Origin of the sequence: Nostoc sp. (assembly GCF_036919675.1) — a bacterium.
GTDB lineage: Bacteria > Cyanobacteriota > Cyanobacteriia > Cyanobacteriales > Nostocaceae > Nostoc.
In genome coordinates, this window is record NZ_JBALCP010000120.1 from 1 (window position 1) to 12,506 (window position 12,506).

9 protein-coding genes and 1 pseudogene are annotated in these 12,506 nt (G+C 42.0%); 8 read left to right on the forward strand and 2 right to left on the reverse strand.

Translation table 11 applies throughout. The annotated features are described in order from the left end of the window. Positions 1 to 119: 119 nt before the first annotated feature. Positions 120 to 650, reverse strand: a complete 531-nt coding sequence (locus tag V7K49_RS26840; RefSeq protein ID WP_335208347.1) for a hypothetical protein — start codon at positions 648 to 650, stop codon at positions 120 to 122. Between the two features lie 540 nt (positions 651 to 1,190). On the opposite strand from V7K49_RS26840, the pseudogene V7K49_RS26845 reads away from it, so the two are divergent. The 4 genes and pseudogenes from V7K49_RS26845 to V7K49_RS26860 all read left to right on the forward strand — a co-directional run. Further along, positions 1,191 to 4,502, forward strand: a pseudogene (locus V7K49_RS26845) (phycobilisome rod-core linker polypeptide); the annotation flags it as partial. 386 nt (positions 4,503 to 4,888) lie between these two features. Beyond that, positions 4,889 to 5,377: an allophycocyanin subunit alpha gene (gene apcA / locus V7K49_RS26850; RefSeq protein ID WP_334865130.1), complete on the forward strand. Its 489-nt coding sequence runs from the start codon at positions 4,889 to 4,891 to the stop codon at positions 5,375 to 5,377. A gap of 65 nt (positions 5,378 to 5,442) precedes the next feature. Next, a complete protein-coding gene (gene apcB, locus V7K49_RS26855) occupies positions 5,443 to 5,931 on the forward strand; it encodes an allophycocyanin subunit beta (protein WP_069068902.1) in 489 nt (162 codons plus the stop codon). A gap of 222 nt (positions 5,932 to 6,153) precedes the next feature. Then, positions 6,154 to 6,360, forward strand: a complete 207-nt coding sequence (locus tag V7K49_RS26860) for a phycobilisome linker polypeptide (protein ID WP_334826620.1) — start codon at positions 6,154 to 6,156, stop codon at positions 6,358 to 6,360. 503 nt (positions 6,361 to 6,863) lie between these two features. On the opposite strand, the gene V7K49_RS26865 is transcribed toward V7K49_RS26860, so the two are convergent. Continuing rightward, on the reverse strand, positions 6,864 to 7,868 hold the full coding sequence (locus tag V7K49_RS26865; protein ID WP_335208348.1) for a hypothetical protein: 1,005 nt from the start codon (positions 7,866 to 7,868) through the stop codon (positions 6,864 to 6,866). A gap of 496 nt (positions 7,869 to 8,364) precedes the next feature. Here V7K49_RS26865 and V7K49_RS26870 point away from each other — a divergent pair, with 496 nt between their 5' ends. The 4 genes from V7K49_RS26870 to V7K49_RS26885 all read left to right on the forward strand — a co-directional run bounded on the left by V7K49_RS26870 (position 8,365) and on the right by V7K49_RS26885 (position 12,096). After that, positions 8,365 to 9,132, forward strand: coding sequence for a class I SAM-dependent methyltransferase (locus V7K49_RS26870; RefSeq protein ID WP_335208349.1), 768 nt, complete (start codon positions 8,365 to 8,367; stop codon positions 9,130 to 9,132). Beyond that, entirely contained in the window at positions 9,129 to 9,860 is a 732-nt protein-coding gene (locus tag V7K49_RS26875; RefSeq protein WP_335208350.1) for a TenA family transcriptional regulator, read from the forward strand. The genes V7K49_RS26870 and V7K49_RS26875 overlap by 4 nt, the downstream gene beginning before the upstream one ends. Positions 9,861 to 10,085: 225 nt before the next feature. Further along, positions 10,086 to 10,637: a heme NO-binding domain-containing protein gene (locus tag V7K49_RS26880; RefSeq protein WP_335208351.1), complete on the forward strand. Its 552-nt coding sequence runs from the start codon at positions 10,086 to 10,088 to the stop codon at positions 10,635 to 10,637. A 10-nt stretch (positions 10,638 to 10,647) separates the two neighbouring features. Further along, a complete protein-coding gene (locus tag V7K49_RS26885; RefSeq protein WP_335208352.1) occupies positions 10,648 to 12,096 on the forward strand; it encodes a sensor histidine kinase in 1,449 nt (482 codons plus the stop codon). Positions 12,097 to 12,506 lie beyond the last annotated feature (410 nt).

Consider the following 12,506-nt stretch of genomic DNA (forward strand, 5'->3'; position numbering starts at 1 on the left):
CAACCACCTCTCACCCCTTCATAATGATTATCATTATTTTTTAAATGTCAGCTTATAATTTTTTTTGAGTAATTTATTCCTTGGAAGTCCCTTATGTAAATTCCAGGCTACACACTTAATCAAAGGTCGCATTGATTAGTTTGGCAATATTTGGCATTATTTATAAATTCTGGCAAATTTCTCAAGGGAATTATCTGAAATGATGACCCACCCTGCACCTGAGCAGTAATGTAAGCAAACTTTTGCCCGCGATAAAACTGGTCACGACCAACTTTGGTGACATACCCAGACTTCTGGAAGTCATTGGCAATATTGGAATTATAAATATTTTGTAACAGTTTCACCGCTTTGGCGTTTTTTGTGGTGAATTTGAGGCGATCGTCACCACTAACGGTTATTCCTTCTTTGGTCACTGTCCCATTTTGTTCTGTGACATCAGCATAAAAGTATAATTTTCCCTTTGTACCCTCGTAGCCGTGGGCTTCGCTGTTGTATCTCAGAGTTGGTAGTTGTGATCGAGTTTTTGCCCACTTAACAACGGTGCTGATATTTTGTTCTGGAAGCGCATTTGCAGGAGTAACAGCTGAAATAACTGCGATCGCACACAGAGTAGCATTGAATAAATAGTTAAATTTAAAACTTTTGTGCATAGTATTTTCCGGTTAAAGAATGCTGATAGCTAATGCTTAAACCACGACTATTTGAGAATTATTTCCAGGGTGGCATTATTTCTTAATATTAAGTCATCAGTAGCAAAAATAACTTAACATCGACTAATGACTACTGTCCACTGACGTTGCTGAAGGGAATTTGGTTTCAACTGAGATTTTGCCCAAATTGCAATAATTGTCGGGTGGACACTGCCATAAACTTCAAAATCGAGGTTTTCGGCACCGGTAGACCGTGCCTACCCTAGTACTTGAGTTACAAAAGTTAGGTTTTATCTCAGGCAAACAAGAGTTTCCATTGTTGAGACTGGATACATTCAAGATAGAGGTTCTACACACTTCTTAATAAACCAGCCTTGAGAACGCAAAACGTTCTAATCTAAAAGCTAACTGGGTTAATTTACTGGCAGTTTTGCAGGCAGTACTCTCAAGCTCATAAAGCACAGACACAGCGATGTGTCAAGCCTCAAAGCGACCCAGACTTAACACATAAACGATTATGATGGGAGTTTTACAAATCCGATGAGTGTTAAGGCGAGTGGTGGAAGCTCAGTTGCGCGTCCGCAACTATATCAAACCCTAGCTGTAGCGACAATTACCCAAGCCGAGCAGCAAGACCGCTTTTTGGGAAGTGGTGAACTAAATGAACTGGCAAACTATTTTGCATCTGGTGCAAAGCGTCTAGAAATTTCCCAGACGCTTACGGATAATGCCGAGATTATCGTATCTCGCGCTGCCAACCGGATTTTTGTCGGTGGTTCGCCAATGGCTTTTTTAGAAAAGCCTAGAGCAGTAGAAATAGTACCTGTTAGTGCTGGTGCTAATGTTCAACAAGGGATGCAACTGGGAACTGTAACCTACGTTGAAAGTCGTGGTGGGTTCCTAGAAAATTTACGCTCAATCTTTAACTCATCCCCCAGTGGGCCGACACCTCCAGGTTTCAGACCAATTAACATTGCCCGTTATGGTCCGAGCAACATGGCCAAGAGCTTGCGGGATTTATCCTGGTTCTTGCGTTACGCTACTTATGCGATCGTTGCTGGAGACCCCAACATCATAGCGGTGAACACACGAGGTTTGCGGGAAATAATTGAAAATGCCTGCTCTGGTGAAGCAACGCTAGTAGCTTTGCAGGAAATCAAAGCCGGGTCACTTTCCTTTTTCCGCAATGATGCTGAGGCTACAGAGATTGTGTCTCAGTACATGGATGTTTTGCTAACAGAATTCAAAGCAGCCACACCTTCAAATAAACTGCGTCAACGCCCCTCTAGCGACCAGCAAGGGTTGGAACTACCGCAAATTTACTTTAATGCGGCAGAACGGCGTCCCAAGTTTGTGATGAAGACTGGGTTATCAAGTAGCGAAAAAAATGAGGTAATCAAGGCCGCATATCGGCAAATCTTTGAGCGCGACATTACCCGTGCTTATAGCTTGTCCATATCTGACCTAGAATCCAAGGTAAAAAATGGCGACATCTCCATGAAGGGGTTTGTCCGTCGTCTAGCTAAATCTCCCCTTTACCAAAAACAGTTTTACCAGCCTTTTATTAACAGCCGAGTCATCGAACTAGCTTTCCGTCACATTCTGGGACGGGGGCCAAGTAGCCGGGAAGAAGTACAAAAATACTTCTCGATTATTTCTAATGGTGGTCTGCCAGCCTTAGTAGATGCCTTAGTAGATTCTGCTGAATACAGCGACTATTTTGGCGAAGAAACAGTACCCTACCTCCGGGGTCTGGGTCAAGAAGCACAAGAATGTCGCAACTGGGGCCTGCAGCAAGACCTGTTTAACTACAGTGCGCCTTTCCGCAAAATACCTCAGTTCATAACCACATTTGCTGCTTACGAACAACCGCTACCAGATCAGCATCCTTACGGTTCTGGGAATGACCCCTTGGAAATTCAGTTTGGGGCGATTTTCCCGAAAGAAACTCGCAACCCCAGCACCAGTCCGGCTCCTTTTGGTAAGGATACCAAGCGCATCCTAATTCACCAAGGAGCAGGGATTAATAACCAAAATAGTAATCCAAGGGCGCGGGGTGAAGCTCCTGGGACCCTTGGGCCTAAGGTGTTCAAGTTAGATCAACTGCCTGGTACTATTGGTAGAAAGGCTGCCAAAGGTTCTAGCGTCAGATTCTCCGAAAGCTCAACGCAAGCAGTGATTAGAGCTGCTTACCTGCAAGTTTTCGGTCGCGATGTCTACGAAGGTCAGCGACCAAAGGTATTGGAAATCAAGCTGGAAAACGGCGACATATCCGTGCGGGAGTTTATCCGTGCTCTGGCTAAGTCGGATGTATTCCGTAATCTTTACTGGTCATCGCTATATGTTTGTAAAGCGATCGAGTATATTCACCGCCGCTTGTTGGGTCGTCCGACTTATGGTCGTCAAGAAATCAACAAGTACTTTGACATAGCTGCCAAACAAGGCTTTTACGCGGTGGTTGATGCCATTATTAACAGCGTAGAATACAGTGAAGCATTTGGTGAAGATACAATTCCTTACGAACGGTATCTGACTCCTGGTGGTGTAGCAGGGCGACAATTGCGCGTTGGTAGCATTCGTGATGATGTTGCCGCGAAAGTCCAGAAGGAAGTAACGCCGAGCTTTGTGACACTGGGTACAGTCACAGAAAAGCGGTCAGAACCAGATATTCAGTTCCGCATTAACCAAGGTGTTAGCAAGCAACGAGAACAAACCAAAATCTTTAAGCTGGTGGCCAATACCAGTGATAAAGTTGCAGTAAAAACCTTGATCAGCGCTGCGTATCGTCAGATATTTGAGCGGGATATTGCACCCTACATTGCCAAAAACGAATTTACAAAATGGGAAAGCAAGCTGGGGAACGGCGAAATCAGCGTGAAGGAATTTATTGAAGGTTTGGGTTACTCTAACCTCTACCTGAAAGAGTTCTACACACCCTACCCCAACACCAAAGTGATTGAGTTGGGAACCAAACACTTCCTGGGACGTGCCCCACTAGACCAAGCAGAAATCCGCAAGTATAACCAGATTTTGGCTACTCAAGGTATTCGTGCTTTTATCGGTGCCCTGGTAGATAGTGTGGAATATAACCAGGTATTTGGCGAAGATACGGTGCCTTACCGTCGCTTCCCGACCCTACCTGCAGCAAACTTCCCAAATACGGAGAAGTTGTACAACCAGCTTACCAAGCAAAACGATGACGTGGTTGTACCGAGCTTTAAGCCAGTGCAAACCCGCGTCGGAGTGAGTAATGATACAGCGCTTTCGATACAGGCGATCGCAGATATATCAAGGCAAACAAATGGTATAAACCAGAGTCAGCCCTCATTTGCTGAACTAGGTCGTTCCTACAACGATGGTAGCGGACAATCTGTGGAGCTAGGTGGGCGTAAACATGCACGCATTTACCGTCTGGCGGAGAGCACCAACCAAACCGAAAGACAACAGGCAATCAACGCCATTTACTGTCAAGTGTTGGATGTTAGCGGTGAAGTGCCTGATAATTTCCGCCGTACTGACCTAGACAGCAAACTCCAAAATGGTGAAATTTCCGTCCGGGAGTTTGTGCGTGAACTAGCCAGTTCCCAAATTTATCGCCAGCGCTTCCACATCCCTTATCCTCATGCCAAGGTAATTGAGTTCCTCTTCCGTCACCTGTTGGGGCGTACACCCACAACTCAGGAAGAAATTCGCCAGTATAACAAGCTGCTAGCTGATAGTGGTTTGTCGGCTGCTGTAGAAGCAATAGTCGGAAGCCCAGAATATAGCCGCTACTTCGGTGAAGATGTTGTGCCTTACAACCGCTTCCCATCTCTGCCAGCAGGTAACTACCTCGGCAGTATACAGGCGGCTGAATAGGGAATAGGAATTGGGGATTGGTGACTGAGGAGTTAATTTTCTTCTCAATGCCCAATACCCAATACCCAATATCCCTTCGTAACCTTTCGTAATATTGCTCTCAGATTACAGCTAAAACAGGAAATTCTGAAAAGCAATATTACAAAGTGTTAAGAGCAGTCATAAATGCTCAACAGAATGCCGGAAAATGTTTTGCGGAAGGTAACTGAGTTTAAAAGCTTGTGTACTTGTGTTGACTCAAGAAAACTCCTAATTCATTAGCTATAGCAGTTATTAAACTGTTGTATCTAAAAGAACTAGAGAATAAACTCAGTGAACCAAATTAAAGTCGTACCAGTTTAATCAAATCCTGGTTTCATTCGTATTGGAGGAATCCATTAATGAGTATCGTCACGAAAGCTATCGTGAATGCTGACGCAGAAGCTCGCTATCTCAGCCCTGGCGAATTGGATCGGATCAAATCCTTTGTTGCCAGTGGTGAACGCCGTGTGCGGATTGCTCAAGTTTTGTCAGAAAATCGCGAACGGCTTGTTAAGCAAGCTGGCGATCAACTGTTCCAAAAGCGTCCCGATGTTGTATCTCCTGGTGGGAACGCTTACGGTCAAGAATTAACTGCTACTTGTCTGCGTGACCTAGATTACTACCTCCGCCTCGTTACCTACGGTATCGTTGCTGGTGATGTTACCCCCATCGAAGAAATTGGTGTTATCGGTGCCCGTGAACTGTACAAGTCCTTGGGAACTCCTATCGATGGTGTTGCTGAAGGTATCCGTGGGCTGAAGAATGTAGCTGGTACATTGCTGTCTGGTGATGATGCTAGTGAAGCTGGTAGCTACTTCGACTACCTAGTTGGCGCTCTTCTAGGATAGGGTAAAGCTGTTTACCTACTAAAACAGAAGTATTGCAATACGGTTGGAAATAAGGAATTAACAACATGGCTCAAGACGCAATTACCGCTGTCATTAACTCCGCAGACGTTCAAGGTAAATACCTCGACTCTTCTGCTTTAGAGAAGCTTAAAGGCTACTTTGCTACTGGCGAACTGCGGGTACGTGCTGCTAGCACCATCAGCGCCAACGCTGCTGCGATCGTCAAAGAAGCTGTAGCAAAATCTTTGCTATACTCTGACATCACTCGTCCCGGCGGCAACATGTACACCACCCGCCGCTATGCTGCTTGCATCCGTGATTTGGATTACTACCTCCGCTATGCCACTTACGCTATGTTAGCTGGCGATCCTTCCATTTTGGATGAGCGTGTATTAAATGGCTTGAAGGAAACCTACAACTCTTTAGGAGTTCCCGTTGGTGCTACCGTGCAAGCTATCCAAGCAATCAAGGAAGTAACCGCTAGCTTGGTTGGTTCTGATGCTGGTAAGGAAATGGGTGTTTACTTAGACTATATCTCTTCTGGCTTAAGCTAAGAACTAGTTTGCGCTTAAGAATTTAGGTGCGGCTTTATTAAGGTCTGGAAATCAACTGTGAGTGCTAGAACGTTATATTGCTTATCTTGGTAAATTATCAGTGATGAGTGTTGGTGGTCTAGTATTGATGTTTGATTTCCAGCCTTTGAATATTAAAAGATTTGCACTCAAGATTTTGAGATAAAAAAAGTTTTCACAAAGTATACAGGAGATTTTCAAAACATGTCCCGTTTGTTTAAAATTACTGCTCTAGTTCCCAGCCAAACCCGAATTCGTACCCAACGCGAACTGCAAAATACTTACTTTACTAAGCTAGTTCCTTATGAGAACTGGTTCCGCGAACAGCAACGCATTCAAAAAGCAGGCGGCAAAATCATCAAGGTGCAACTGGTAACTGGTAAGCAAGGTGCTAATACTGGCTTGTCGTAATTCTGTAAATAGAAGGTTATTTTAGGGAATTGGTAAGAGGTCAGCAAAGACCTCTTTTTTGTTGAGAATGTGTATAATTAGCTTTTATAATATATATATCTTCTGTCCACTTCCGTATGTGTACCCTGTTTGAAGTAAATATCTAGAATTTCTCAAGATGTTATTTCATTTCGGACAATAGATGGAAAACTTCTATTTTGGAAAATTAGACTATAGCGGTTCTCAATTGCATGGAATACAGACCTAACAAGAACAGCCCCAACCCTTGTAGCGTTGGGGAGTAAGATTCAAAGCCTCTGACGCCACGTGCAACAAGAGTGGCTCGCCGCCCAACGCAGTGGCTCCTTCTTTTAGAATAGAGGTTTGGAGAGGTTAGAGTGTATTGCATCCAAACGAGAAGCGCTATACCGCAAAGTTTATGAATCTAGCTCTATGGGTAATAAAGATTGATAAAGAGGTCTGGTATTAGACCTCTTTCTTTTTGTTGCTTGCATTTATGAAAGTTAAAAGTTGAACATTTCTATAAGGCGATACCCGCGAGTATATAGCGGAACCGGAGCGCCAGAATTCTGTTTTTTCCTTGCTTGTTCAGAACTTTCATCAAACACAATTAGTGTTTCCTTACCAACTTTTAGCCAGTCTTCATAGGGCACACTCATATCTTCTTCAATACCACCAATATTAGGTGCTACCATTGCCCGGTAAGCTTCATTGAATTTCCTGCGAAACCGAAAATCTACTGAAATTCTCAAACCTTCAGTTTTCCTTCTTACTGTTTGATGCAATCCGCGGGCATCATTAAAGTACATTGTACCGTGTTGCAGTTGTGCTTCCGTGTAGGAGACAACCATTGGAATATTACGACCTTCATCGAAGTCTGACATCACATGCATAGCCTGTAGTTCCATCTCACGTGGCATTTCACCCGCTTCGATGGTTATATTATCGATGTCGCCAAATAGTGGCAGAACCACTACAGTCGCATCAGCGGCAACACCTGCCCAGACATCGCTATGGCACTTTGAGCTAGCGAAGGGTAAACGCAACTTTGTCGAGTCAGTCTTACCGTAGACCATACGGAGATTGACTGGTAAATCCACGGCATCAATCAGGTCATTTGCTCCTAGTTGGTAGAAAGCTTCAGCTACACTCTTTTGAAAGAGGTTAAATGCTAGAGTATGTTCTCGCTTGGGCATCAAAAGACCAGTGCCTGTGTAGTTCGGCAAAGTATTTCTTGCTTCCAGTAGTTGTTCAAGCATTTCAGCTTCCGAAAGAATGATCGGACTATTCAGACATACTGAAATATAACCCGCAGCAGCAATGCGGATCTGCTGGAATAACTCAGGCTTTAATATGTGTTCAAACAGCAGTCGGTACTGTCGCCTTGTCGCAACCCGATCAGCAAGCTCATCAAAGAGGCGATCGCCAAGCTGAGAAAATGCGATCGCACGCTCATATTGTAAGCGATCGCACACCAATGATTCTGCTAACAGTTCTTTTAACATCATTTTTTCCAACGTTATTCTAAATTATCTAAATAACTCATGCATCCAAAGCCATTTCGTTTTTAAAACAAATCTGACTATTACAAATTAACAAGATTATTATTTTTAAACTTCGTCGAATATACTGTTTTATTTGTCCTATTTATCTTGATTAAAAGAGCGAATTTTAACCATATTAGTAAAGCATAGATAAAGTTAAAGTTTCAACCTCAAACTAGCTATGCATGAAGTAGCTCTTAACTAAGTATTTCTAACAATTTATGAAGCTCAATTATATTTAGTTGTTTATATTTTAAGAAATTAACAAGTTAAATATTTTTAACTTGGACATTACCTTAAAGGCTATCCTTCTTAAACACCAAATCAACAAGTAGATAAAAATAGGTAAAATCAACATTAGCAATAAATTATGCAAATGCTAAAACATATATATTCATGATTTGACTCTTATAAAACGAGATTGATGAAGGCAAACATAATTCAAATTAAATAGTTAAAAATGTCAAAATTGAATCACACAAACTTAACTAAAAACTTATATAATCGCACAGCATCAGAGTGGATTAGAGGAGAACCTATTTCCCTATCAGACTTTACAGCACGCCCTTTTTTACTAGAGCTTTGTGAGCCGATTGCTGGATTGCGACTACTCGATATAGGTTGTGGTGAAGGTTATTGCAGTCGAGAATTACGCCGACGTGGTGCTGCACAAGTACATGGAATAGACCTTTCTCAAGCCATGATTGCAGCAGCAAACTTGCAAGAATTAGAAGATCCTCTAGGTATTAGCTATGAAGTAGGATGTGCCACCAATCTCAAGCAGTTTAATGATGGCGAAATTGACTTAGTTGTTGCAGTATTTCTATTTAACTATTTGACAATTTCTCAGACCCAAGAATGCATGGCAGAAGTTGCACGCATTCTTCGTCCAGGCGGTCGATTTGTATTCAGCGTTCCCCATCCATCTTTTCCATATATGCGGGAGGCAGCATATCCGTTTTATTTTCAAGTCGAGGGTACAGGTTACTTCAGCAAGCGAGATCAGCAGTTTCCTGGTCGGATTTGGAAACGAGACGGCTCCTGGCTAAATGTCCAATTGATTCACAAAACTCTTGAGGATTACTTTAATGCCCTGAAAATTGCTGGCTTCAATACGATGCCAATCCTACAGGAATTGCGTGTGACTCCAGAACATATCGCATTAGACGAATCATTTTTTAGCCCATTACTTGACCAACCACTCCATCTAGCCATAGAAGTATCATGATCACACAGACATCTTCTTTAGTGAGAAATTCCTTCCATGAAATAACGGATAATCATCCTCTATGGAGCCATGAATTCCTAATCCGCTGTCGGACTGGAAATTTATTTTTACCAGACGTACAGGTACTAGCTGTTCAGATGTACAAATTCTCCAAAGAATTTAATCGGATCTTAGCTAGCATCTTGTCTTGCTGCCAAGATGAAAGTAGTCAGTTAGTCATCTTGGAAAACCTCTTTGACGAAATGGGACAGGGAGATATAACTCAGTCCCACCCAGAATTATTTCGTCAATTTACCCGCGCACTTGGTATCGACGACGAAACTCTGACAGCATTACCCACTGCACCTGAGACTCGCGCCCTGATTGAAACCTACTTGCGGATGCCACATAAGTACGGCTATTTAGCTGCACTGGGTGCCGTCTGTTATGCTTCCGAAGGGATTGTCAGCTCACTGTACACGCAACTATACAAAGGAATTGTCGGTGCTGCTCCCTTACCCAAAGAATCCCTGATCTTTTTTGAAGTCCATATTGATGTGGATGATAGTCATGCAGCGAAGCTAGCAGCAGTGATTGAACCTCGGATAACCATGAATGAGGAGGATATCAAGGTAAAGCTGGCTATTGTAGAAGCTATGGATGCCCGTGTCCAATTTTTTAACGGAATTCAGCGTCAAATCTCTAAATCTAGCTTGTATCCTAATTCATTGCTACTTCTTAATGCATAGCCGTGGGTAAAACTAATAAGTGAAAATACGGTTGTAAGAATGAGTATTTGTAGCATTAAAATGCGAACAGTTTTCCCTATTTTTTCGGTTTTTAAAGCTGTAATAAAACATTTTAAGGTTTGATTACAGAAAATTTTGTCATTTAAATAAGCCTTTTAAAGAACTAGTTGTCGAGTCTTGGCATAATTCACAAAGCAAAATTAAGTGCAGCAAGAGGAGGCTTCCATGTACGGATTAGTGAACAAGGCGATTCAAGACATGGTATGCAGTCGCTTTGGTGAAGATATTTGGAAAGAAATTAAGCACAAAGCAGAGGTGGATATAGATATTTTCCTCAGTATGGAAGGCTATCCCGATGACATGACCCACAAGCTGGTAAAAGCTGCTAGTCTCGTTCTGAGTTTATCTCCCAAACAGATTATGCAAGCTTTTGGAGAATTCTGGGTTCAGTACACAGCCCAGGAAGGCTATGGCGAAATGATGGATATGAGTGGAGATACACTACCTGAGTTTTTAGAAAACCTCGACAATCTTCATGCTCGTGTGGGAGTTAGTTTTCCCAAACTCCAACCCCCATCATTTGAGTGTACTGATATGGAAGAAAATTCTCTAACCTTACATTATCGCTCTGATAGAGAAGGGTTAACGCCAATGATTCTTGGACTAGTTAAGGGATTGGGAACCAGGTTTGATACAGAAGTTCATATTACCCAAACCCAAAGTCGAGATGACGGTGCTGAACATGATGAATTTTTAGTGATTTATAAACCAAATTGAGTGCAGTAGCATGGCTCCTCCTCACCTTACGCTTTCGCCAGAGTTGTTGGCGAAAGCTTTTCCCTTCCACTTTGCCTTTAGCCGTAATCGGGAAATTGTACAAGCTGGTGATGTCTTAGGGCGCATTAGTTCTGAATCACTAGTTGGTAAATTGATTGACCAGCATTTCCAGATAAACCGGCCAAAAATTTTGCTCGATTTTGATGCTATTAGTAAACAGTCTCGTGCCCTGTTCATATTAGAGTTTCTCCACAATGGAATGCAGCTCAAGGGTCAGATGATGTATCAACCAGAGCAGGAGGTGATATTTTTTTTAGGTTCTCCCTGGATTACAGATACAACTAGTCTGGCTCCTCTAGGTATCAAACTCAAAGACTTTGCGATTCACGACCCAATTGTTGATTTCCTGTTTCTACTGCAAGCTCAGAATACTGCTTTGGCTGATGCTAAAAAGTTAACAGGTGAACTCAAACAGCAAAGGGCACAACTACGGAGTGCGCTGCAAATCAAGGAGAATCTAGCGGAAATTGCTGAGGCTCAGGCTAAAAAATTGGCAAAATCCCTCCGGGAGCTACAGCAAACTCAAGCCCAATTAGTCCAGGCTGAGAAAATGTCCAGTCTGGGACAGTTAGTTGCGGGAGTTGCTCATGAAATTAACAACCCTGTTAACTTTATTTACGGAAATTTGAGATATGCAAAAGAATATACACATTCTTTGTTAAAGCTTGTGCATCTTTACCAGCAATTTTATGGCAATCCTGTATTAGAAATTCAAGAATACATTGAGGAAATTGATTTAGATTTTTTACTAAATGATTTTCCCAACATTGTAAATTCGATGCAAGTAGGAGCCGAACGGATCTCTGAAATTGTCTTATCCCTCCGGAACTTCTCTCGTCTTGATGAAGCGGGGAAGAAAAGTGTTGATATTCACCAGGGACTGGATAGTACTTTGCTGATTTTACAGAATCGCTTCAAGAATAACATTGATCATCCTGGGATCAAAGTAGTGAAAAATTATGGAAATTTACCTTTAGTAGATTGCTACGCTGGCCAACTCAATCAAGTATTCATGAATATTATCAGTAATGCAATCGATGCGCTCGATGACTATAATAGTGAACGCGCGATCGCAGAAATTCACGCTAATCCTAATACAATTACAATTACTACAGAAGTTATAGGAATAAACTGTGTTATCCGAATTACTGATAATGGTTCCGGAATAACAGAAGCAGTTAAGGAACGACTGTTTGATCCATTTTTCACAACTAAGCCTGTAGGTAAGGGTACAGGATTAGGTTTATCAATTAGCTATCAGATTGTAGTTGAAAAACACAGGGGAACACTGACATGTTTATCAGAACCTGGACAAGGAACTGAGTTCTGGGTTGAAATTCCCCTATCTATGGACAAACAACCAGTTAATTGCGTTAAATCATTGAGTTTGATTAAATAAATAGGTATTTGTCCCCACCAAATTGTTCGCGTAGCGATCGCCACAACAATCCTATTGATAAATTCCCAATACTTAATTTAATTGGGTCTTCAGCACCTGTTATGCCAAATTATTAGTTAAACATCAAAATTTGACTTTAAAATCAAGCTTATAACGCTTAAATCTCTAGAAAAGCCTAAACTATTAAAAAATAATGCCTGTTTTTGTTGTAAAGCAATATTTTCAGCTTTTTAGCGGATTGATTTAGCATACCAAGTACTGAAGAGCCATTTAATTTAGTAGGACTTACGCAAGAACTCTCTGAAACTTTATAGTAGTCAAATTATTGTATAATTTATTACTTTTGTTCCTAGCGATACCTTCTCTACGAGACGTTACGCGAACAGGAGGCATAGCGATCGCAATTTGTC

Bases quoted from the DNA above. Each gene is read 5' to 3' on its own strand.
- V7K49_RS26840 (WP_335208347.1), bottom strand. From the start codon at position 650: ATGCACAAAAGTTTTAAATTTAACTATTTATTCAATGCTACTCTGTGT.
- apcA (WP_334865130.1), top strand. From the start codon at position 4,889: ATGAGTATCGTCACGAAAGCTATCGTGAATGCTGACGCAGAAGCTCGC.
- apcB (WP_069068902.1), top strand. From the start codon at position 5,443: ATGGCTCAAGACGCAATTACCGCTGTCATTAACTCCGCAGACGTTCAA.
- V7K49_RS26860 (WP_334826620.1), top strand. From the start codon at position 6,154: ATGTCCCGTTTGTTTAAAATTACTGCTCTAGTTCCCAGCCAAACCCGA.
- V7K49_RS26865 (WP_335208348.1), bottom strand. From the start codon at position 7,868: ATGATGTTAAAAGAACTGTTAGCAGAATCATTGGTGTGCGATCGCTTA.
- V7K49_RS26870 (WP_335208349.1), top strand. From the start codon at position 8,365: ATGTCAAAATTGAATCACACAAACTTAACTAAAAACTTATATAATCGC.
- V7K49_RS26875 (WP_335208350.1), top strand. From the start codon at position 9,129: ATGATCACACAGACATCTTCTTTAGTGAGAAATTCCTTCCATGAAATA.
- V7K49_RS26880 (WP_335208351.1), top strand. From the start codon at position 10,086: ATGTACGGATTAGTGAACAAGGCGATTCAAGACATGGTATGCAGTCGC.
- V7K49_RS26885 (WP_335208352.1), top strand. From the start codon at position 10,648: ATGGCTCCTCCTCACCTTACGCTTTCGCCAGAGTTGTTGGCGAAAGCT.